The sequence below is a fragment of the Parabacteroides sp. KHUB-03 genome, from assembly GCF_056640975.1.
On record NZ_CM153257.1, the window covers coordinates 920,886 to 944,892 of the forward strand.

19 protein-coding genes are annotated in these 24,007 nt (G+C 42.1%); 13 read left to right on the top strand and 6 right to left on the bottom strand.

Annotated features, from left to right (window positions below; translation table 11 throughout):
• Window positions 1-96 precede the first annotated feature (96 nt).
• From ACYIB7_RS04005 to ACYIB7_RS04015, 3 genes are read right to left on the bottom strand one after another with little or no spacing between them, the layout of a single operon-like run.
• Window positions 97-4,212: a S1 family peptidase gene (locus ACYIB7_RS04005; protein ID WP_480338183.1), complete on the bottom strand. Its 4,116-nt coding sequence runs from the start codon at window positions 4,210-4,212 to the stop codon at window positions 97-99.
• Window positions 4,193-5,386, bottom strand: coding sequence for an MBL fold metallo-hydrolase (locus tag ACYIB7_RS04010; RefSeq protein ID WP_480338184.1), 1,194 nt, complete (start codon window positions 5,384-5,386; stop codon window positions 4,193-4,195). Before ACYIB7_RS04010 ends, ACYIB7_RS04005 begins: the two co-directional genes overlap by 20 nt.
• The gene (locus ACYIB7_RS04015; protein WP_480338185.1) at window positions 5,383-6,018 is read right to left on the bottom strand and encodes a recombinase family protein; all 636 of its coding nucleotides are present in this window, start codon (window positions 6,016-6,018) and stop codon (window positions 5,383-5,385) included. Before ACYIB7_RS04015 ends, ACYIB7_RS04010 begins: the two co-directional genes overlap by 4 nt.
• Before the next feature lie 269 nt (window positions 6,019-6,287).
• Between ACYIB7_RS04015 and ACYIB7_RS04020 the strand changes: the two genes are divergently transcribed.
• The 7 genes from ACYIB7_RS04020 (at window position 6,288) to ACYIB7_RS04050 (ending at window position 12,897) form a co-directional block, all read left to right on the top strand.
• Window positions 6,288-7,352, top strand: coding sequence for a hypothetical protein (locus ACYIB7_RS04020; protein ID WP_480338186.1), 1,065 nt, complete (start codon window positions 6,288-6,290; stop codon window positions 7,350-7,352).
• Window positions 7,353-7,381: 29 nt separating this feature from the next.
• Complete coding sequence (locus ACYIB7_RS04025; protein WP_075965722.1) at window positions 7,382-7,828, top strand: hypothetical protein; 447 nt, start codon at window positions 7,382-7,384, stop codon at window positions 7,826-7,828.
• A complete protein-coding gene (locus tag ACYIB7_RS04030) occupies window positions 7,825-8,205 on the top strand; it encodes a hypothetical protein (RefSeq protein WP_480338187.1) in 381 nt (126 codons plus the stop codon). Before ACYIB7_RS04025 ends, ACYIB7_RS04030 begins: the two co-directional genes overlap by 4 nt.
• A 326-nt stretch (window positions 8,206-8,531) precedes the next feature.
• On the top strand, window positions 8,532-8,744 hold the full coding sequence (locus ACYIB7_RS04035) for a hypothetical protein (RefSeq protein WP_480338188.1): 213 nt from the start codon (window positions 8,532-8,534) through the stop codon (window positions 8,742-8,744).
• A gap of 59 nt (window positions 8,745-8,803) precedes the next feature.
• Window positions 8,804-9,655: a MarR family transcriptional regulator gene (locus ACYIB7_RS04040; RefSeq protein ID WP_480338189.1), complete on the top strand. Its 852-nt coding sequence runs from the start codon at window positions 8,804-8,806 to the stop codon at window positions 9,653-9,655.
• Between the two features lie 227 nt (window positions 9,656-9,882).
• Window positions 9,883-11,346, top strand: coding sequence for a MobV family relaxase (gene mobV / locus ACYIB7_RS04045; protein WP_480338448.1), 1,464 nt, complete (start codon window positions 9,883-9,885; stop codon window positions 11,344-11,346).
• Between the two features lie 54 nt (window positions 11,347-11,400).
• Window positions 11,401-12,897 (top strand): OmpA family protein, encoded by a 1,497-nt coding sequence (locus tag ACYIB7_RS04050; RefSeq protein WP_480338190.1) that lies wholly within the window; start codon window positions 11,401-11,403, stop codon window positions 12,895-12,897.
• A 106-nt stretch (window positions 12,898-13,003) separates the two neighbouring features.
• On the opposite strand, the gene ACYIB7_RS04055 is transcribed toward ACYIB7_RS04050, so the two are convergent.
• On the bottom strand, window positions 13,004-14,068 hold the full coding sequence (locus ACYIB7_RS04055) for a nucleotidyl transferase AbiEii/AbiGii toxin family protein (RefSeq protein WP_008771346.1): 1,065 nt from the start codon (window positions 14,066-14,068) through the stop codon (window positions 13,004-13,006).
• Window positions 14,065-14,793: a DUF6577 family protein gene (locus tag ACYIB7_RS04060; protein WP_177490052.1), complete on the bottom strand. Its 729-nt coding sequence runs from the start codon at window positions 14,791-14,793 to the stop codon at window positions 14,065-14,067. Before ACYIB7_RS04060 ends, ACYIB7_RS04055 begins: the two co-directional genes overlap by 4 nt.
• Before the next feature lie 508 nt (window positions 14,794-15,301).
• On the opposite strand from ACYIB7_RS04060, the gene ACYIB7_RS04065 reads away from it, so the two are divergent.
• The 6 genes from ACYIB7_RS04065 to ACYIB7_RS04090 all read left to right on the top strand — a co-directional run bounded on the left by ACYIB7_RS04065 (window position 15,302) and on the right by ACYIB7_RS04090 (window position 23,508).
• The gene (locus ACYIB7_RS04065; RefSeq protein WP_480338191.1) at window positions 15,302-15,586 is read left to right on the top strand and encodes an LPD11 domain-containing protein; all 285 of its coding nucleotides are present in this window, start codon (window positions 15,302-15,304) and stop codon (window positions 15,584-15,586) included.
• A 104-nt stretch (window positions 15,587-15,690) separates the two neighbouring features.
• Window positions 15,691-16,044, top strand: coding sequence for a hypothetical protein (locus ACYIB7_RS04070; protein WP_480338192.1), 354 nt, complete (start codon window positions 15,691-15,693; stop codon window positions 16,042-16,044).
• 45 nt (window positions 16,045-16,089) lie between these two features.
• Entirely contained in the window at window positions 16,090-16,575 is a 486-nt protein-coding gene (locus ACYIB7_RS04075; RefSeq protein ID WP_480338193.1) for a hypothetical protein, read from the top strand.
• Window positions 16,576-16,613: 38 nt separating this feature from the next.
• Entirely contained in the window at window positions 16,614-21,605 is a 4,992-nt protein-coding gene (locus ACYIB7_RS04080) for an N-6 DNA methylase (RefSeq protein ID WP_480338194.1), read from the top strand.
• A 1,079-nt stretch (window positions 21,606-22,684) separates the two neighbouring features.
• Window positions 22,685-23,077: a hypothetical protein gene (locus ACYIB7_RS04085; protein ID WP_480338195.1), complete on the top strand. Its 393-nt coding sequence runs from the start codon at window positions 22,685-22,687 to the stop codon at window positions 23,075-23,077.
• 2 nt (window positions 23,078-23,079) lie between these two features.
• Entirely contained in the window at window positions 23,080-23,508 is a 429-nt protein-coding gene (locus ACYIB7_RS04090) for a hypothetical protein (protein WP_480338196.1), read from the top strand.
• 73 nt (window positions 23,509-23,581) lie between these two features.
• Here ACYIB7_RS04090 and ACYIB7_RS04095 read toward each other — a convergent pair whose 3' ends face one another.
• Window positions 23,582-23,758 carry a histone H1 gene (locus ACYIB7_RS04095; protein WP_480338197.1) on the bottom strand — a complete coding sequence of 59 codons (177 nt, stop codon included), beginning with the start codon at window positions 23,756-23,758 and terminating at the stop codon, window positions 23,582-23,584.
• Window positions 23,759-24,007 lie beyond the last annotated feature (249 nt).

Consider the following 24,007-nt stretch of genomic DNA (forward strand, 5'->3'; position numbering starts at 1 on the left):
TATTATTTAGATGGCGGCATTCCTTGTTTGGTAAACACTTTACACGATTATTATTCTTATTACATAATCTTTGTTTCAGGGTTCATTTAAGTATCTTTATCTCTCTCTTTCTATAACTCTCATTGGTTGTACTGTTATAATCTTACAATTATGTTGATATTGATATGCTGCTGAAAGATCTTTCATCTTAGAGTTCATTTCCCCTATTTTGAGAACCTTTTCTCCCAACACATAATAGAACATAATATAGCCATTGCGTATCAAATAATCATTAAGTATATCTTCTCGTACAAAGAGGCCATTTATGCAATTCTCATGGTCTGTATTCAATGCTGCAATACTGCCATCAGTTAATTTTATCACGCCTCGTATTTCAGAACAATATAGCCCCATCTGGTTCATCATTTCTGCGCATGGCATATATACTGTACTTAAAAATTCGTCATTCTCGTCTATACCTTCCCAATCTTCTTGCAACTGTGCTTCATATGACAACTGTATATCACAAGGACAATCATTTGGTTTAGACCAGATTTCATGTTCAATTGAGGATTTGTATACATCAGCCCAAGGATAATCATTCCATAAAAATCCCGTCATTCCACGATGTTCAGGCATCCATCGCCCATAGAAATTTTGTTTTTTTGCCCAATTAGCAAAAAGCTCTGAATCGTTTTGTTTAACAAAACAGGCGTTGCTAAATAAAAATGTTTCTTTCCCATCCTTTTTTGCAGTGTCATACCCCACTAGCATAACATATTTAAAACCATCCTGAAATGTGGCTTCATATCTGAATTCTGGTAAAATATTATTTTTGTTAATCCAGTCTTCGTCTTGATTATATTTAATGGTTTGTTTTTCTATTCCAAATAATCTAGTAGTCGGGAAATACTTTGGTTTTATATCAAGAGTAGGGTCAAAACGAGACGTTTCTGCACTGTTCCACGGATATGGATTATAAGTTATATCTTTCTCATCGGCTGTGTCTTTATAGTAGTATTGTTTTTTTGATGTATAACAAGTATCCATAAGATGTGCATTAACCCTATACCATGCTAACCACTGGAATTTTTTACCTATTCTTTCCAGTTCATTGTGAAATCTGTTGCGTGAATATTTGCCATTGTCTAAATATCCTAATTTGTCATTCCAGCAAAATACATTTACAATATAGTAAGTCATTTCAGCCATGATATTATTAAGTGAAACGCCCTGGTACTTTCCGTCTTCTGTTCGTTGAAAATAATCATTGCTGAAATTTCTGTTGTTGGTACCAATGATATATCTATTGAAATCTTCAAAACTAAACATAGAATTATACATCATAATAGAACCCTGTTGCAAACCAAAAAAGCCTTTAGATATATAATCGTATTCTGGGATAGCGTTGTCGTCGATTGGTTGTGCTTTGAATGGCGTTTTTATGCGTTTCCAATAGTCGCATGATTTGTCAAGATGATATGCGTATTCTATAATTTTCAAGGTCCACTGACGAACTATTAAGTCTTGTGGAACAGTTTCATAAGATTCATAATAATGTTTATATATGTGACCGGCTATTTGAGACGGTAATTCTTTGTCTCGGGAAGTAAGCACGACACCGCATACTGCACAATAAAGTCCAGCCAATACGTAAGGATCATTGATATCTTCAAACATTTTAATAAGCCATAAAATTAAAGTTTGGCGGATTTGAAGTATGTTTCTAAGCTTGCGGATAATAATTGCTCTAAACTTTGGATGCGAAGAGCTGAGCATCCAATTGATACATATGAGATATTCCCGTTCTTGGTTATTTGTCTCTAATGTCGGATTAAATCTCAAAAATACATCCTTGATATAATTATCACCATACTTCTCATATATTTGGTTCACATAACGTGTCCACAATAAATCTCTACTGGCTATTGTTGGATAAGCTTTTAGTTTTTCATGTATTTGTAAAGTTTCATCAAGAGTTATCTCGTTGAATTTTTGAATTAGTCGTAAAGGATTGATTTTGTCGTTGTCAAGTTTTAGTAAAATGGATATTAGTTGTTGATCGGGTATATCAGATTCAATTAAAAAATCATAATATAGTTCATATAAAGGGGCTCCATTTTGCAAGAATCTTTCATTGTAAACCTCCAATCCTTGATAATACCAACAATCGAACAATGCCTTAATTGCCGATCTGAATTTCTCGGACGGAATGCAAGGGTGTTGTTTTAAATATTTTCTTTCATTTTCTATCCATTGTAATAAGTCTTTTATAGTCATTTTTGACCGTAGTAATTCATTGGCTTTATAATAGTCCCCTAAGTTTTCATATTCAAACATAACAGATAGTTCTCCTGTATTAGAACGATCTTCTAAAAGTAAATTAGCAGTTAAGCAAGCGTTCATCAAATCCTTATCCCATAACCTGTATGGTGCTATTCTTTGTCCGTATTGACGAGCTTTGCATCTGGATATAGGATTGAAATGGTTGTAATAAACGCAATAGTTTGCGAGTTTTGACATATAGCGGTCTGCAATATTTAGTTCAGGATCTTCATTCACTAAGTCTGTAATGATTTCGTTCTTTTTGGTCACATACCGTTTATATAGCATTTGCTTGTTTATGGCTTGTTTTTCTCCTTCGGGCAATGAATGAAAGGTTTCACAGAATATTTTTAGAAACAGTGGATTTTTAAAAGCTTCTATATGATAATTTAGCTGATTATGGTCAATGTTATAATATTTAAAATACGCATTAATGGCTTGTTCTTTGTCTACAAATCCGTCGATTTTTTGTATATGCCACTTATTGTTTTCTGAGAGTTCGTTTATTTCTTTATCAAATGGTGTACGAATAGAAATGACAAGTCTAAAATGATCATGTTTTTCTAACTCTGTACGTAATGCACCAAGATGGTTGTTCCAATAGCTACAACCTAATCCTTCGTTAATAGCGTCTATTACAATTATTGCGTAATGTTTTCGGATTTTCAGTTCTTGATTAAAATCCTCAAGACTTATATTCTGACATATGGTTTTCTTTATATAGTTGATGGCAGACTGATAAACTTTAAAGTCCGTTCCGAAGAAAAGATAGATATTGGCCTTACTTTGTTTGTTCAGTGCATAATTGCATAAACTATGTGTCTTTCCTGAACCTGCTTTTCCTATCAGGCATAAATTTGTTTTTTGGGCATATTTAATGCGTTCGAAATCGTCATCATTCAGTTTAGAAGAAATTTCGTTTAATTCCATAATCTTGCTCCAATCATCAACAAATTGAAAAGGCTTAGTTTCTATAAAGTCATAGCAACGCCTTAGTACAGCACAACCATTAGCCATCAATAAGTCAATGTCTAATTTTTGCCAAATTTTCAATTTGTTCAGAATTATTTCTTCTATTTTATTTGGCAGTTGACAGATGCACTTTGCCAACTTAGTTGCGTTTTTTATGCTTTCGCCTAACTTTTGTTTATCAGTGAAGTAATCCAGTATATTTTCTAATTCTCGATTTTCTTGGTGTAGTTTAGGCATGTAACGATCATGAACAATAGTGACAGCTTCTTTGCAGAGTTGCAAACTACGACCTTTTCCCATTGTTGTGATGTCATCTGCCGCCCAATTTATTTCATATCGAATAGATTTGTTTTCAAGGTGAACTTTTGCTTTTGATATTGATAGATAGCTTAGCGTCTCATTAATTTGAAGAACGATGACGCCTATTACTCTCCCAGACATACTAACAACAGGAGAGCCAGACAAACCATCGTAATTGTGAAGAGTAAATTTATCGTTGCGTATCAAGGTTCGATCATACCATGCATTTCCATCTATCTTGAGCCTGTTTTTTACTTCAATATCCACTAAATTACAACCCATAGCCACTTCTTGTGGATAGCCATATACATGAAGTGGCATGTCTTTTACATACTCGTCACATAACAAAGTTAAATAGTTTGTTGTGTGGTAGTTTTCTTCTGTTATTACGGTTAATACTGCTAAGTCAATGGCATTTCCTGGGATAAATAACTCATCACCTTTGCATAAGATTTTCTGACCTGCCACATCGATATATATTGGCACAGGGGCAGAGGTGCTTTGAAAATGTGCTTTTACAACATGACGAGCAGTCAACAACTGTTTTTCGCTGATAAAAAAAGCTGTTCCTTGTTCAGACTCACAATATACTGGTACTACAATATTTTCTGCTGTTTTACCATTCAAATAACTCATATTCTTGCTCTGTAATAATGGTTTTTATACCTAAATCTTGTTTTGTTCCCTCATTCAATTCATTCATTTTCTTTGTATTTTCACATTTCCGGCTGAAAACAATCAATTTTGGTTGCTCATCTTTATGTGTTTCGGCTATTCTACCAAAAGTTCCCCATGTCGGATATTGTTCTCCCTTTCCTCCGGGTATGAAATATATGTGTGAATTGATACGATCAAATAATGCTTTGCTATTGTTGCCATTGCTTCCATGATGAGACACTTTAATGGCATCACATTCTAACGGTTTTGTACAATCTTTATATTTGCTATCTATAGTTTCCTCAATGGTGCTGGCAAAAGCATCTCCTAACATAGCTATTTTATGTTTCCCACATTCTAACATAAATGCTATGGATGAATAATTGGTGTCGGAATCATCTGCGTCTTCTTCATTAGCCTGATTCCTTACAAATGTTGCATCATAGATCTCTCTCTCTCTTGCAGCAATTTGCTTACATTCAAACTTGTTCCTATAGGAATCAACCAATCGTATGAGTAGCTCTTGTAGTTCTTCGCTATTCTCTATGCTTTCATTCCAGGCCTGCATAAAGTATTTGTCAAAAGCATCCTTGAATTTATTTTCAATTGTTATTAATGCGTCTTGCTTGGGTGCCAAAAAAATTATCTTTCCGAAACCTCCTGGAATATAGAAGTCTTCAGTGTCGCAAGTAATATATGTAGTTTCCCAAGCACTTTTTAGTTCTTCTTTTTCAAGGATAACTTTAGCAAGTGATTTCCCCTGTGGAGCACTTATTTCCCGATAGTTAATTGAGTCAAACTCTACGGGTAATGCATTTTGTATTTGCTTTAGAATGGTTTTTTGCTGCTCATTGAGTTCTATATGTTCAGCGTATTCGATCCGCCGATAACAATTATACCATATTTTCCCTATCGTAAGATTGTTATGCCTTTTCAACATGGCTGTTATTCCTTGTATATGATCTTCATCTATGTGGGTGACAATTAATAGGTCTATATGATTATTGAGTATATTTTGCAAATAGTCTTTTAAAGGGGCTGTGTATTTACCACAGTCTACCATAATTACATACTGCTCACCTTCATCTTTTACGAGACGAATAATATTACAATCTCCGATGCCTGCATCAAATGAACGAAAAAAGCATTTCATAAATTTTTATCCTCCTTTGATTTACGTTTTCCTAGCGGCCCGCTGAACTTACCACGATTGAGCGACACTCCATATTTGTTGAGTATGCGGAACACGGAGCTTCGGCTGCTGAATCCGCTTACTTTCCAGATGTCATCAATGGAATGTCCGTTGTTGTACATCGCCACGATGGTCTTCTCTCGTTCCGCCTTGCTGATGTTATTCTCTTTGGACGGCTGGTTTATGTTCTGCTTTAGTTGGATGATATGCGCTGAAGCCTTTCGCAATGCGGCACACTCCTCCGGAAGCGCACCGAATATCTCCAGCACATCCGCAGCCTTGGTTTCAGGGAACAGGTCGCCACGACTGTCAACCTTGTCGTGAATGGAGATAATCCGCACCACCTTTACACGACAGAACTCGATGAATGCCGCCAGTTCACGAGAACCACGCAGGGCGTTGCTGAATTTAGCGAGTACGATTTCGTCTCCCCGTTCCATACTTGCCATAAGCTGTTTCCATTGGGGACGCAGTTTCTCGTGTCCGTTTTCCTCCTCAATCACTTGTACACAACCGTATTGTTTCATCCACTCCACATCAGTGTCGAAGCCGTCATAGCCGGCTGCCTTGAATATGTAACCTACTTTTGCCATAGTGCTGTTCAATGCTAAATGATACCAAGTGCAAAGATACAAAGTTTAATTCGGTTAAAATCATACTCAACAAAATATTTTTCAATTATTATACTTTGTATTTTCACTTGTTACGCTCTTGTTTATTTTGCGGATTATACTCGCAAGTATGAAAAAGAAAATAGATTAAAGTTTTATTTTAGAGTATTATTATACAAACTTTTATACTTAACTTTGCCACCATAAACCAATAAAATATCATGTGTAAAGGCTTGTTTAAAGTAGAATCAATGCAAAAATTGAAGAGAGGAAACTTGAAATCATACTCAAAGAAACGTGCTTCGTATGCCAAATCTTTTGCCGTATGTTTTGCCATTGTCACATTGGCATCATGTGGAGAAAAGACCGGCAACAGTATGTTTCAGACCGTTAAAAATGCTGCCGATGCTTACAGGTCATACCTGTCCGAGGTGCGAAAGGAAGCAAACCTGCCAACAGACCGTCTGATTGAAAAAATCAACGACTGGCAGTCGCTTCGGGATTCGGTATCTGCCTGTGTCGCCAAAGACACGGCAAACCGTATTCACGCCAATTACGAAAGCGAAATTCGTGGATTGCACGATTCGTTGCGCATTGAATTTACCCGTCTGGCTCTGGAGAAGCCGAGAACTTTTGCGGATGTGTTGCTCATCAGAGAACAGACTTCCCAATACCGGCAAGACACGGAGCTGATGCGGTCGGCAGCGGAAACAGGGCCGTTTTTCAAACCATTGGATTCCGTCCCGACATATAAAGGCAGTGCCAATGCTGTCGTTGAAAAATACCGGATGTTCCTTTCCAAGACCTTAAAATCCGGAATAAGCGGCAAAAGTGAAATGCTTGCTTTCATAAAGGAAGAGGACAGGCTGTTCCGTTCGTTCCTTGACCATTTGACTGAACTTGCCGATGCCGACCTTTCTGCCATTACGCACGACACGGAGAAATGCTGCCTGTCGATATTCCAGTCTGCGGAGAATGGCAGGCTCTCATACCGGGATGCCTTGGTATATACAGCCAGGCGAACCAACCGGAGAATCATACTCAACGCTTTGGCTTGCCATGATGACATCAACCAAGGCAATGTAAGGACCGAAGCGCAGGCAAGGGCTTACGTTTGGATGTTGTTGCAGCCGTATGTTGCTTTGGATGGCTTCAGCGTAGCTATCCTGTCCGATATGGAAAGGACAACACTTCATGCAGTCGCTGACCGGACACCTCAGATGATAGCCAAACTCAACAAGACTGCCGGAACGGACAATGACCAATGGCAGGTATTGCCCGGAGTACTGATCAAGATAATGCTCACATCCATTTGACGAACCAGAAACAAATAAACACAACAGTTATGCTACAACTCTTTTACGATGACTTTCTCTCCTTTGTGCCGCTCCAGCTTCCGCAATTGCTGGATGTAACCACAATGGAACAGCCGCAGTTCTATGACGATTACGTCCTCCTTTCGTTTCCGCTTGCAGACCCATACGATCTGGAAGAAGTGATGGACATCTTCGAGGACGACATGGAGCTGATAACCCTTTATCATCATATTCCTTCAAGCGCAACGACATTCGGAAGCAGCACCTGTGCCTATTCCAATCCGGCTTTCGGACAGATGTTCAAGATGAACGCGAGAGTTTCTGATACCGGCAAGGTTGACCGCATTGACGTGACCATTTATGAATCCCTGGAGTTCATGTGTTCTGACATCTGTCTTGACTTGAAACTTCACGAAAAGACCGGTCATTTCAAGTACCGCAAGACCAAGGAGGAGTTGCTTGCCGAATTTATATGAGACGGACGATTTACCTGCAAATGCTATACATTATCAATATGTACAGGAGTTGGATAGTCGTGGATGACGGATATGGATACAGGCAAAGTGTCGTGTTCAGACGGGGCAGGCCGGTTTCCTGCGTGTGCCGTATGCTCCGGCTCCGTTCCACCTATAAGCACAATGGCTATGAGCGTGGCACGAAATGGAACATATCCGAATACGAGCTGGACAAGGCATTGGCCAGGTATCGTCAAAAGAATCACGAGCTAAAGTCACGGCTTAAAAAAGGAGCGTCATATCTCGAAGCCAAGGATGTGGAAGCCATTATAGAGATTGCCACCTATGGGCTGGTCAAACTGGAACTGACCGAACTGCCATTATTCAAACAATACTGATTACACAAAGGATTACGATTATGATTTGGATTGTCATCGAAATGTCATTTCCGGCATTGCTCATTATACTGCCCATGTCATTGTACAGGAACAACCGGCTTTTTATGGCAAAGTTTTACCTCAGAATGGCGGGTAGCGAGAGTGCGAGGAAACTCTATGTGCAGTGTATGCTTATCTTCCTCCTGCTATATCACTATGTCTATGCCGGCGGACACTTCGGAGAGTGGGGAGTTCTGATATCCACCATACCTTGTGCCGTTCTGTTCTCGTTCAGATGTGCCGACAGGTGGATGCACAGACTCCACGAGGATAAGAAAAGGTTCGTTATGGCAGCCTTGATCACATTGGTCATCTGCGCTGTACCACATCTGCACACCACGGCATTCACGCTTGCCTTTCTTCTTTTGGCCGCCATGTTCTATCCCTCTTGCCGTGTGCTATCCGAATGGCAGGATGAAGACACGCGCAAGCATTTGAAAGAAAATCCAAAAACAATGTCCGAACATTACTACAAACATCATCACGCGAACCTGCCATGAATAAGTGGATAGTGGCAGGTTAATAGAATCCACATATAGTCAAATAAAAATCAAATGAAATGATGAAAGACAAGAATAGAGCCGCCAATCAGGTATTGGCAGATATGATGTTTTTCGACTACCTCAAAGAGAAATTCGGTGAACGGAAGACAAAGACCGGTGCCTACTACGACCTGTTGGAGAAAGCAACGGCAGGTTTTATCGCTCCCTTTTTGAAGAACCACGAGTATGTGTTGCAGGCTGACCAGTGTCATGTGACCATTTCAGACCTTGCGGTGGAATGGCACTGGCACAGGGCTACCGTCAGGGCGTTCCTTGACAAACTGGAGGAGATGGGATATATTCGTCGGACAAGGTTCGCAAAGAGTGTGGTCATTACCGTGACTTTTGCGCCATTCTCCAGTGGCGAAACTCCTGCCTCTTGTACCGGTCAGACAGGGACCGGACTTGCCGATGATTTGGACAAGGCTTTGTCCGAATGGATAAATGGCAATCTGTCTGACGAAGATATGGGAGAGATTTGTGGACAGTATCATGAAGCCGGACGGAAACGGCTTGCCGATGAATCCGGCAAAGATCATTCGGGCGACAAGCCGGCAATAAAGGTAGGTGCAGAAACGGAGTTTGCCCAAGAGATTGTCGAGCGTGTAGCCGTAGCCGGACTGAAACGCGCCATACGAAACTCACGCTTCGATGATCCGACCGATTTCCTGGAGTTCTTTCATAAGGAACTGGAAGGTGACTGGACTTCACTTTTGGAGGCATCCAAGATAACCGCCAAGATGATTCTGGACTGTGAGCATGAGATAGCCGATAACGGTTCCGGTGAAACGGATATGCTTGCCACGCTCCGACAGCCGTTCAGGGCGTTGTGGGCAAAGTATCAGGAGCGTGATTCCAACCTTTTATAGACTCCACAACCGGTGTTGTAAGTCAAAAACTATTGTATAACCACGGACGAGCCGTGATGTCCTACACTTGTAGGCTTGCCATTTTAAGCGTGCAGCGGTGCTTGCACGTTGACCAAACAGAGGGAAGTATGGGTAACTCAATACCCCACACGACTACGGTCGGTGGGAGCGGTTGCCGGACAAGCAGCAAGCTGGGGCAAATCGGTTGTCCGATAAAAACGGATGATATGGCTGAAAAATCATGGCAGGTGATGCACATGAACGTGATGAAAGGCATAACCGCCGCACAAAGCAACGAACACCAGCGTAACTGGACGGAAAGCGGCTGGAAACACGCCATAGCCAAGGGAACTTATGACCGCCAGAGGGAACGGTTGAATTTCGAGATTGTAAAGGGCGGTAAAGTGCGACCTGTAAACAAGGGCAAGTCTATTCCTGAACGCATGGCTGAAAACCTTGCCTGGCGTGGGATAAAAGATCCCAATTCGGATTTGGCAGAACCGAAATTTCGCACGGTCGTGGATTTTATACTGGGCGGATCGAAGTTTCAAATGCGGCAGCTTGCTTTTGGAGACCAGGCTGTTGTGTATGGTTCCGGTAACAATACCGCCAATGCTTCGCTTCAACGAAAGCCGGAAATAGAAGAATGGGCAAAAGATATGTACCGGTTCATGAGTGAAAGATTCGGTGAGGAGAATATTGTCGGGTGTTATGTACATCTTGATGAAACGACCCCGCATATGCACCTTACCTTATTGCCAATCCAAGACGGTAAGTTTGCGTTCAAAAAGATGTTTGCAGGAAAGGACAAATATGAGTTTTCTGCAAGAATGAAAATGTTACACGATGAACTCTCGCAAGTGAACGAAAAATGGCAACTGGAACGGGGACGTAATGTTTCCGAAACCGGGGCAAGACATCGAAGCACGGAGGAATACCGCCGATACCTTTCGGAAGAATGTACCAATATAGAGGAACAGGTTGTCCAACACAAAAAAGCATTGGCAGACCTTAAAGTGGAAATAAGTCTGGCAGAGCGCAGGGTGAAAGGCTTGACCTCTATGGTGGATAACCTCCGAAAAGCGAAAGCGGAAAAGGAATCCCAACTATCGGCATTGGAACGCACCCTTCAATCCCATCAGGGAGATACGGCTACCATTATAGCCGAGAGGGAACGGTTGGAAAAAGAACTGGCTTCTATCCAAACGAAACTGGAAGATAAGCAGGATAAGTTACGGATGGCTGACCAACAGCTTGAAGCCCTTAAAAGGGACATGGATGCCATTGGCGAGCGCACGGAGGAACTGAAAGGCGAAGCCTATAAATACAGTCGTGAAATCCATTCCAACGTGGATGTACTGCTTAAAGATGTGATGCTGGAAACATTGGTTGGAGAGCATTCGGCAAGAGTGGCTGAAATGGAAGCTACGGAGCAATCCGTCTTTGACGGTTCTTTGTTGCAGAGCCTGACCGGGCAAGGGGCGGAAGTGATGCACTGCGCCACGCTCCTCTTCCTTGGTATGGTCAACGATGCCACTACATTTGCCGAAACGCATGGCGGTGGAGGAAGTAAAAGCAACCTTAAATGGGGAAAGGATGATGACGAGGATAACCGTGCGTGGGCAAGGCGTTGCATGATGATGGCAAGCAGAATGATGCGACCGACTTCCGGCAAGAAGCAAAAGAGGTAATCGGCAGAATATGTTTTTCTGCAATGGATAACAAAACAAAATAATGCGTTGAATATGACAAAGAAAATATTTTTAATTCTGGCAGTGGCAGGTATGGGCTGTTCACTGCACATGAAAGCGGCTGTACCACCTGTGACAAAGGACACTGTACAGTTGGAGTCGTACACGGATATCGAACAGATGCTTCGGCCTTTGGATCCGACTTACCACAAGGGTGTATTCGTGACATCGCCTTGGAACGGCAACTGGCTTGTCAGTCTTCAAGGTGGGGCAAGTGCGTTCATTGGCAAACCTGTTGGTTGTGCCGACTTATTTGACAGGATAAAGCCTACTATTTTCGCATCGTTTGGCAAGTGGTTCACTCCGCAGATCGGAGCAAGAATCGGTTATGGAGGTTGGCAGTTCAAAGATTGCGAACTGGTCACAAATGACTACCATCACTTTCATGCTGACTTGATGTGGAATGTGCTTGGATATCGGTATGGCAAGGTTGAGCATCCTCGTTGGGGAATCATTCCATACATAGGATTTGGACTGATGCACAATCCGCAGAACGGACATAATCCGTTTGCCATTTCATACGGAATACAGGGACAATACCGTATCTGTAAACGGCTGTCTGCATTGTTGGAAATTGGCAATGTTTCCACATTCCAGGACTTTGATGGCTATGGCAAATCCAATCGTTTCGGAGATAATATGCTCTCCGTGTCAGCCGGCTTGTCGTTTACGATTGGAAAGACCGGCTGGAAACGTGCCGTTGATGCGAGTCCTTACATCCGGCAGAACGAGTGGCTGATTGGTTACGCTTCACAGCTATCGGAGAGTAATCGCAGATACACCGGGCAACATGACAGGGCGATGAGAACGATCAACGAATTGAAGAAGATTCTGGAAATTGAGGGCTTGCTTGATAAATATAGCAAGATGTTTGATGACCGGGAGAGTTTGGGCAATGTCTATCCGAGAAACGATTACAGCGGACTGAATTCGCTCCGGGCAAGATTGAAAAACAGGCATTGGGATGGTAAGTCTCCATTGTCCAATGACAGTTTGTTCAGTAAGTCTGAATTTGTCAATGCCATACCCAATAATGACGGTAGCGTTGTAAACGGCTTCTATGTCACAGGTGCCGATTCCCTGCTGTCTCCAGATATGAATAATGACAGCATTTCCATTTATAGCCATTCGGATTATCTCTCCTTTATAGGTTCCGGCAACGAGTGCATCGGTTCACCTGTCTATTTCTTCTTTGAACTCGGCACGGCTCAACTGACTGATAAATCCCAGTTGGTCAATCTGGATGAACTGGCGCGTGTGACAAAGAAATACGGATTATCCGTGACTGTTGCAGGTGCGGCTGACGCTGCCACCGGAACTGCCGATATAAACAATAAGTTGAGCGCATCGAGAGCCGATTATATTGCCACGGAGTTGCGCAGGCGCGGAGTGACTGTTGAAAATATAACAAAGGTCTGTCAAGGAGGTATTTCCAATTATGTACCCACTGAAGCTAACAGACATACCAAAGTCATGCTATATATGAAATAGGAAAGTGTAAGATTCTTTTTGTTCAAATTGATTAGTTAAATGTCAATTCTTTTGAAAGGAGAGCCTGTCCGTGATGGATCGGCTCTTCTGCATTATAAAAATCTCGTTATAATAACTTTTGTATTTCGCTCCAATAGAAGAACGCTTCTGCATTCGTCTTCTTTAATTTATTCAATTTGGTTGAGAGTGGAGAGTGTATCGTTACGTTGACCAATAGATTTGCTTCGGATGGATTATAGTGCTTTATCTCATTTATGCCATTACTGATAAGTTTGGCAAGATAAGCTGCCTTTGAAGCATTTGTAATAGCACTTTCCAAAGTATAGACTTCACTATGAATAAAGCCACGCACTTTTTTAATTCCATCTTGAATCAGGTCAAATTCCTCCTGATTGTCCTGCCCGCGCATTACTATACATTTGGCTGTATCATAAATGTCATCCAAAACTTTTTGAATTGCATCAGGATTCTCACCTCTGTATTGAAGTTCAACCATCGCAAACTTATTGAATGTTTCCGCTGTAACAGATAAGTCACCAACTATGTCGAAAAGCGATGCAACGTCAAATAACTGTTTACAGATTTCCATTGAACAATTCTTTTCTCCTTTGAAAAATGGGATTCCGGTCGTGTGAGGAGCAAACGCGGTTAATTTATCACCGAGCAGATCTTCTTTACTTGGCAATTTTACCATTACGGGATCTCCTTCTGTCTTTAACAAACGACTTTTAATGGGAAGTTCCACCACATTTGCATAATGAATTTCCTCGAATAATACATCCAACAGAATCTTGTCCTGACGTCCTCCTGCCGGATATGCCACCTGGTAAAAGAATTTGGCATGTTGTTTTGGTATATCGGTACGAGAGATACGTTCCACCAATTTAACCTCTCCAAAACCATATTCTTCGGAATACTTTTCCAGATAATCTTCAATCCTTGTTCCTGGAGGACAAATTATATCAATGTCGATTGAAAGTCGTTTGCCGGTATCAAGATGAAGCATTAAGGAAGATCCTCCCTTGAATAAAAAGGGACAACCGGACCGGGCTAATGCTTCCAACAACGAGAATGCACGGATTGTTTTTTCAACGAGGGCTATATCTTTTATCTTGTTGTCTTTGGCTACTTGTTCTATCCAAGATAATGTCCTGCTATCGGGATGTATCATATATTGATTGTATTGATAATTTGTTCGACTTTTTGTTTTCTGTTACGGCGTGCCGCATATCTCAACAGCCGTGGCATTTTGATTTCATAGTCCGAGAAGGCGTTTGAATATATAGTATATAATTCATTACCCTGAAGATGTTGTAGTTCCTTGTCGGATATGGCATCAACAAGCATTTTCTCCAATGTAGGAACGGGACAGCCATCAATAATATCTATTGGAGCCTCTTTGACAAGAGGACGAACAATAATCATATCACGATTTGTAATATATCGATCCGCATCTTCTTGGTTCGGATTAAAAAAAACAGGGATTGCAGATTCCATGTTTTGTAATGACATGAAAACGGATTCCATTGCCTCCCTTTCAACATCTACCAATGTGGTTCTTACCGCAGGTATATGTAACATCATAGAAGCGAATATAGATGGTTGCCATATACAATAATCTATGAAAGGGAATTTTTCTTTTATATGTCTGTTGAGTGAAAGCATAAATTCGCTTGGCTCATACAAAAAATCATATTTCAAATCTTCATTTAATTTGTATTTCCCGTATGAAACTCTGATGATTTTGTTCTCTGCAAGCATCCTATTCAAAAGCACAACAAGAGAACCTTCTGATATGTTTTTCATACCAGAGCGCACCGCATTCAGCAGGTCTTTTCGTGTGAATTGCCCGTCCTGTTTTCTGGCAATATCTATTATCTGATTTACGGCAGTCATTATTGTTCTTCAATTATGTTGCAAAGTTATAACAAATTTGGCAAATATCAATGCGTCTTGCCGATTTTGTTATGCTTTTAATAAGAAAAAAGCATGAACTATATAACAACTCCGTCAAATATCAAAAGAATTTGCCGGAGTTGTTATGCTTTTCCTGTTTTACAATTCCTGCTATCTATCTGCCAATTATAGCAGTTTTACTTGTCACATATAATGAACACCTCCGGCTCATCTTGCCGGCTCTATTTTCCTTTGCAAAGGTACTGCGGCGAGGGAATGCCAAGTACCGCTATGCAGGTCGTTCCGCTAATGGCTTGGTGGACTTGACGACAACTTTCCGCAATTTCCACCAAGTGTTAATTGGGTATTTCATCAACTCCTCTGCCATTTACTTGTCTTATCCTTCTGTTTTCACAGTCTCTTGGTTGCACGTAAAATTCAGATTCCGACAAGAAAGCCGATAAAAGCTTCAAAATAAGGGAGAAGAAAAAATCAAAATAAAAAGATTATGGTAAATATGGAAACAAATTCAGATGAGAGAAAGATAATAGACAGAGTTTTACATCGTGATATGGTATTCAGGTACCAATTATTAGGTCGTTTACAAGCTGATTGCGAATACTACCTTAATTACGGCAATCGGAATATCAAACGCTTGTGGGCAGGCAATGTAAATCTGCAAATTAAACTGATGGCTAAACTTTATAATAGTTTCAAGGAAGACGAAAAACCTCAATGGCTTACAATGGATGAAATTATTGCATACGGAAAAGCAATGGCAGAGGAAGAATAAAATTGATGTATTAACGGACTGAGCTGGTATTTGGCTTCAGTCCGTTATCATCGTTTCCTTCTTTGATGGCAATGCCTTTTATAGTCCGTTTAAGTATAACCTAAATGGAACCTAATATCCTTTTTTATCCGGAAGATAATTGTCGTTACCTTTTTAATAGTGTGCCTTTGACTTTTATATTTATTGAGAATTATGAACTTTCCCCGGCTCATCTTGTCGGCTCTATTTTCCTCTGCAAAGGTACTGCGGCGAGGGAACGCCAAGTACCGTTCCACCGATCGGCTCCACTAATGCCTTATGGACTTGACGACAGCTTTCCGCAATTTCCGGCAGGCGTAAATTGGGTATTTCATCAACTCCTCAGCCATTTACTTGTCTTATCCCTCTGTTTCCACAGTCTCTTGGTTGCACGTAAAATTCAGATCCCGACAAGAAAGCCGATAAAGGCTTCAAAATAAGGGAAAAGAAAAAGACAAAAGTTCAACGATTAAAACAGACTGATTATGCACAGCAAGATTTTTCAAATCACGGAAACAAGAGTTGACAGGGACAACTACTTGAACGAGGACACCCTTGAACAAGGGGACGGACACTATTACGACTATTGTTCGGAGATAGACGAGGAAGAACGCAAATTCCATATTGCCAATCTGATAGAAAAGGCATTGCCAAAAGGAATGTTCACTCTTGTGGGAGAAAACACAATCCGATACAATGGCGGTGCGGACAAGTGGAAAAAGGAATTTGTTACAGCCATCCAAGAAAAGGCACAAGCCGTTACCGTTGAAAACTGCATGATGTGGATTGGGGCGGTGTACCAACTTGAAAAATTTCTCAAAAATCCGCTTGACCTCGGTTATCAGTTCTATATGGACGAGCATGGCGTTAATGGCTATGCCGAACAATCATACTCGTTTTTACAGACGGTCTGCCAGTTCGAGCCGGGAAAATTGCTTTACATAGGCGGAGTTATTGACTATCATTTCTAAATGCTTGAAAATAAAATTAATTGTAAAACAGGTTAAATATGAGTTACAATAAACTGACATCATTGGTGGCAAATGTGGAAGCCATTGAAACGGCTGTAAAAATCCAATCACAAGGCAGGACAGCCACAGAGAACGAGAAAGAGAAGTTATCCCTGTATTCGGGATTTGGCGGTATCAAAGAAATTCTGAACATCGGAACGGATAATCCAGTACCCCAAGAACTGAACGAGCCGATAGCAAGGCTACTGAACACATTGAGCGACTTTGTGGAAAGAGATACGGAGAAATACAATGCCATTCTTGACAGCATAAAGGCTTCCGTTCTGACCGCTTTCTATACTCCAAAATTTCTGATTGATGTAGTGGCAAGACAGATACAAGCCACATTCAAAGAAAACAACTTACAAATGCGCTCTTTCTTAGAACCGAGTGCAGGGATAGGCGGTTTTCTACCTGTTGCAATGCCCGACACATATACCTATGCCTTTGAAAAGGACTGTATGACAGGACTGATACTTTCGCTTTTGCACGGCAGTACAAGTGTAATCACGGCAGGATTTGAGACGATAGACGGACAGGACTTTCAACACAAGACATTTGATGTTATCGTCTCTAATATTCCATTCGGCAATTTTCGTGTGTTCGATGCGGAGCTATGGAGAAAAGGCGGCATCTACGAACAGGCGACCAAGACCATACACAATTATTTTTTCGTCAAAGCGATGGAACTGCTGAATGAGGGCGGTCTGCTGGCTTTCGTCACATCGAGGGGCATTGCCGACACTCCGGGCAACAAGTTTGTGCGTGAGTACCTTGTAAACCATGCCGACCTTATCAGTGCAATACGTTTGCCGGAAACGCTTTTTATGCAGACAGGCGGTATCGAGGTAGGCAGTGACTTGTTGATATTCCAAAAGCATAGCAATAAGGCTACACTATCCTTACGTGAACGTACCTTTTTGCAGGTAACCAAAGAAAAAGCGGACACGGTAGGAACAATGACCGAGTATGCCAACAGACTTTTTTTCATGCCGAAAACCACACTTGCCACAGGCAGTCGCATTGCGATGAACCAATACGGCAAGTATGTCCGCAAATACCAGTGGTCGGGTGACGAGAAATCCATGATACAATACCTTTCCGCACTGCTGAAACTTGACTTTAACCGCTATTTCCGCAAAAGCCTTTTCTTGGGCAATACGGACGGAGCGCAAACGCAGATGTCACTTTTCGGAGATATGGAAATTGCGCAAACAAAGGGAAAAAGAGCTTATACGGACACGTTGGAAACGTGGATGAAAGACGGTGCCATGGTAATGTTCGAGGAACAGGTGGGTGTTATCCAATACCGCAAGTCAAACCTGTATCAAGAGGTGGCGATTGACTTTGTGCCTGTGGACGAGGGTAAGGTAAACATCGACAGGGCAAATGACTATTTCCCTGTCAGAAAAGCTTATTTTGAGTTGTCAGCCAAAGAACAGAAAGAACAGCAGGAGCAACCCTATATGCGTGAACGGTTAAACACCCTTTACGATGCCTTTGTTGCCAAGTGGGGCTGTTTCCACGAGAACGACAACAAAGAGTTTATCATGCTTGATGCGCTCGGTACGGAAGTGTTCACCATAGAAATGCAGCTCGGTAGCGATATAGTCAAAGCGGACATCATGCGTGAGCCTGTAGCATTTCAGAAGATAGACCCCAATGTTCGGCTGACCCCGATTGAAGCATTGGCGAACACGCTGAATTTCTTTGGTAGGGTGGATATGGACTATCTCATGCAGACTACAGGCAAGGAACGGGATGAAGTCATCGAAGCCCTCAATGGTGAGATTTTCTATAACCCTGTATCGGAATGTTGGGAGCATAAGGTGAAATTCATTGCTGGTAATGTGACAGAGAAAAGCAAGGAGATAACGGCCTGCATCCCAGACCTTTCCGACAGGGAAAAGGATTGGGCGGAACAATCACTGAAAGCATTGGAAGCGGCAGCCCCCGAAGCGATACCATACGAGGAACTGGATATTAACATGGGTGAGCGTTGGATTGCCCCACAGCTATATGCGGACTTTGCGACTGAACTCTTTGAGGTGGAAGCTACCGTGATGTATGTTGATGTGAACGACGGTTATCTGGTGCGTTTATCGGGTTATTCTCCAGCTGCATACAACACCTATTCCGTGCGGAACTACAACGGAGAGGATTTGTTTGTTCATGCCTTGCAAGATACAGTACCCGAAATCACCAAAGAGATAGAGAGGAACGGTGACAAGGTACGAGTGCCCGATGAAGAAGCCATACAGGAAGCTGCCACCAAAATTGAGGAAATCCGCACCAAGTTCAACGCATGGCTCGACAGCCAACCGACAGAGATACGTGACGAACTTGTGAGAGTGTATAATGAGCGGTTTAACTGTTATGTGCGTCCGAGTTATGACGGTTCGGCACAGACATTCCCCGGACTGTCATTTGAGCAGTTTCCCTATAATGACTTGTATCCGTCACAGAAAGATACAATCTGGATGATAAAGCAGAACGGTGGTGGCATCTGCTGGCATGAGGTGGGAACTGGCAAGACGATGATAATGTGTGTGGCAGCCTACGAAATGAAGCGGTTGGGCTTGGTACAGAAGCCCATGATTATAGCCTTGAAAGCCAACGTGCACGAGATTGCCGATACGTTCCGCAAGGCATATCCTACGGCAAAGATGCTTTATCCGGGCAAAGAGGATTTTACCCCTGCCAACCGCAAAGAGGTATTCTCCAAAATTAAGAACAACAACTGGGACTGCATCATTCTGACCCATGACCAGTTTGCTAAAATCCCCCAGTCGGAAGAAACGATGTTTGAGATATTCACGGAAGAATTGCGTGATGTGGAGCGCAACCTTGAGGTGTTGGAACAGTCCACCATGCGCTACCGTAGTCGGAAAATGCAGAAAGGGCTGGAAGACAGGAAGCAGAACCTTTCTGCCAAGTTGAAGGAACTCCGTATGAAGATTGACAACCGCAAGGACGAAGCGGTGGATTTCCATGCGATGGGAATAGACCACATCTTCATTGACGAGTGCCACATGTTCAAAAACTTAATGTTCCAGACCCGGCACACGAGGGTGGCAGGTATCGGCAACACCAAAGGCTCGCAACGTGCGATGAACCTTTTGTTTGCCATCCGTGACATTCAGAACCGCACAGGCAAGGATTTGGGGGCTACATTTTTGTCGGGTACGGTTGTCGTGAACGCACTGACAGAACTATATGTGATGTTCAAGTATTTGCGCCCGAAAGAACTCAAACGGCAACAAATTACCTGCTTCGATGCGTGGGCGGCAATCTTCACGAAAAAGACAGCCGACTACGAACTTAACGTGACAGGAACAATCAAACGCAAAGAGCGTTTCCGTACCTATATCAAAGTGCCGGAGCTGGCGATGTTCCTGCGTGAGATTACAGACTATCGTACTGCCGACATGATAAACCTCGATGTGCCGGAGAAAAACGTGCGTTTCCTGTCCCATGCCCCGACCATACAGCAGGAGGAAATGATTGGTCGGTTGGTGGCTTTCGCTAATGTCGGCGATTGGGGACTTTTAGGGCTTGACACACCCGAACCGGACAATCTCGGCAAGGCGAAAATGCTTATCGCTACCAATATCGCACGAAAAATGGCTCTCGATATGCGCCTGCTGGGTAAAAAATTCAGTGATGACAGCGACAACAAGGCTGCCATTTGTGCAAGAACCATTTATGACTATTATATGCGCTCGAATGAAAATCGGGGTACACAATTCGTGTTCAGCGACCTTTCCACCTATAAAGCGAATGAATGGAACATCTACAGTGACATCAAGAACAAACTGGTAGCAATGGGTATTCCGGCTGATGAAATACAGTTTATCCAGTGTGCCACCACCGAGAGGGCAAGGAAACGCTTGTTTGAGGACATGAACAACGGCAAGGTACGTGTGTTGTTCGGCTCTACGTCCATGTTGGGTACAGGCGTTAATGCTCAACAAAGGGCTGTGGCGGTGCATCATTTGGAAATTCCCTGGAGACCAGCCGATATGGAACAGCGCAACGGTCGTGCGATACGCAAAGGCAATACTGTGAAGCTGTGGGGCGGTAACGTGGTCGATGTTGTGATTTACGGAACGGAAAAAACACTTGACGCTTACAAATTCAACTTGCTTAAAAACAAGCAGATGTTCATTAACCAAATCAACAACGGCACGATAGCGGTGCGTCGTATTGACGAGGGTGGAATGGACGAGGATAACGGAATGAACTTTGCCGAGTTCGTGGCAATCCTTTCGGGCAATACCGACCTATTGAACAAAGCCAAACTGGATAACAAGATTATGCAGTTGGAAAAGGAACAGGGCATTTTTAAGAAAGAACGCATCCGTGCGGAACGCAAGATGACGGACAACCGGCAGAAAATCGAAAAGGCAAACCGCATACTGGAGAGCATGGCACAGGATTGGGAGTATATCACTTCATATCAAGGAGAAAAAGCCACCTCGCTTTTGAACCTATCCCAAGCCACTACGGAAGAAATCGGACGTGAACTGCACCGCATATCCAAGACCTATCGAAGCGAAGCATACAACACGATAGGCAGTTATGCCGGACTGAATTTGTTGGTACATAGCGAATATACCCTTACCCAAACATTCGACCGGAATGCTTTCTTTGTCGAGGGTGTGAGTGGATTGAAATACCGTTGTGGTTTGAGTGGAGCATTACCTTTGGGCTTCGTGGAATCGGCACAATATCCACAGGGCGCACTGTACAAGTTGCCTGACCTGATTGCCAGACAGCGGAAACAGGCAGAGCAGTTTGAAAGTGAAATACCGACCTTGCAGAAACTCATTGACCGCAAATGGAGCAAGGCAGATGAACTACTAAGGCTCAAATTGGAATGTAAGGAATTGCAGCGGAAAATTGACGAAAGTTTGAAAGAAGTGGAACGTCACGGATCGGTAGCGGAAACACCGCATCCGGAAAGCGAAGCGATAACAGAAGCGGCTTAATTGTAACCATAATTATATTTAACCTTTTCCCTCTGCTTGGTTGTGAAACCCGGCAAGGGGATTTTTCTATGTTGTCATATCTGACGGACAATTAAAACCGAAAAGGGTGCATAACGCACCCTAATATATTGATTTTATGATTTTTTGGAGGAAATTGGCGGCAGATATATAAAACTTGTTCTCTCTGATTGGCGGCTCTGCCGTAGATTTCCCATATCTGCCACCAATTCTACTTTTTTATGATATTCTGTTATTACATTTTTCATTGTTACGTTCTCCTTATTTCCTTTACGGATTTTTACAAGTTCAACAATTTTGTTCTTTAACTCACAGATAGTAAATCCTATTGCTATCAAGGGGAAACACCCTCCCAGAACCTTAAATGCAACCAACAGTTTGAACAAGCTGAATAATCAAACTCAATAATGTAAAGATACGTTTTTTCTGCGTTTAATCAAAACCCAATGCCACTTTTTTACAAGAAAAATTGCAAAATCTTCTTCTGTCCTTTTATATCGGCTTTCCCCACCCATTGTCGGCTGAATGTCTGTGCCGTCACCACCTCTGCAAGGCATGGTATGGGAGGCACGCACAGGACCGGCTTCGCTGGATCTGTACTTGCTGCCTTTTCCCCATACTGTTTCTTTACGGGGAGGTTTGGCAAGGACAAACGGAACACATCCACTTTTGTGCCAGGCTTACGTTCCGGTTCCCGGACTACGCTTGTCACAAGAGAGGAAGAGTCCCTGCCTGTTTGTCCCGGCAGACTTTTTCAACCCCACCCGCCGGCATATCTCCATTTTTAAGATTAAACATTCTCCATTTATAAAACCATATAATCGGTTGGGCGACCTCACGGGGTTATTTTGCTGCGAAGTTAAGTCTAATGTCTATTCGTCAAGCCCAGGCCTTTCGGTGAGCACTGTAAAATCTTCCTCTTGCAGAGTGTATTTTCGTGTCAGCCTTGCCTTTATATCCATCAACCACTTCTTGTTGCAGTAAAATATCTCCCTTGAAGGTCGTGACAAACCAAACACAGGGATAAAAACAAAAACTCAATACAATCAAAATATATTATTATGAGAAAGCTGACCTACAATTTCATTCACAGGCTGATTGGGCGAATCACTTCATCCGGTCAGTCTAATAATGACAGCTTTACCTATTTCGGTCATTTTGTGGAACTGCAAAGCGGTACTACCGATTACGTGGCAGTCACGATATACAACTGTAACGACCGCTATAAGGGCGAAATGACCTCTTTCTGTTTTGACTACTGGACGAAAGAACTTTACTTTGAATCATCCGCGTGTAAGGCTCTGACGGAGAAAATTATCCGTGCTTTCAAGTCTCACTATGGTTGTATCTGTGTCTCCTATGACGAAATGGAATATGAGGACGAGGACACCACGTATGAGTATGACGAGACTGACGAAGATAAGGAACCAATCAAACATCTAAATAAAAATTGAATATGAAAGTAATATGCACTAAATGTGGCGGTATGAACGTGGCTTGTGAGGCTATGATAAACCCCAATGACAATTCTTTCCGTAACTATACGGACGAAGCCTTTATTTACGGATGGTGTGATGACTGTAAGGATGGGGTTGTCCTCTCTGATATTGATGAAGTGAAAGAGGATATGGACAAGTTCTACGCAGATTTTTGCGCTGAACACGGAAAAGAACCGCTTTATGCGCAATGCTCAATCGTATGGAAAGATGAAAAATTTGTTGAACCGACCCCTGTAATTATCAAGTTATCCGCAGATGTGGACGATGCCACTGATGATAAAGTATTCTACTATTGCAACAGCATAGGGCAACTTAAATCACTTGCAGAATTTGGATGCGAGGATTTTGTTATTACAGAATGTAGATTTTTAATGAATGAGATCTAACAAATTCATTGATGACAACAAGTTTATTGAAACAGAAATGCCAGGTAGGGATTGCCACACCTGACATTTCTGTTTATTCTTTGGAAACTGCAAGGGATGCTTTACGAAACTCCTTCATTAACTTTTCAATTTCCAAAGAAGCCTTACGAGCACGTGTTCCGGCTGCTTTATTGCCGTTCTCGACCTGTGCTGTGGCATTTTTCACAAAGGCTTCGTAAGCCTCTTGAATTTTTACTGTCAAGTCTTTCATTTTTTTCTAAATTTGTTTGTTTCAATGCAAAAGTACGACTAATTTCAGAATTATATTGCTGTTTGCATCGAGTTTCTTACTGTTGTAAGGACTATTTATCTTATACTCTTGTGTTTCATTCGTGTGACTTCCTATTTTATGTTGATAATCAGTAAATACTAAACATAGTACATACTACATATAGTAACTTAGTGAATTAGGATTACTGTAAATGATTTCACGTTTTACTTTTCGCAGCATCCGGCACTA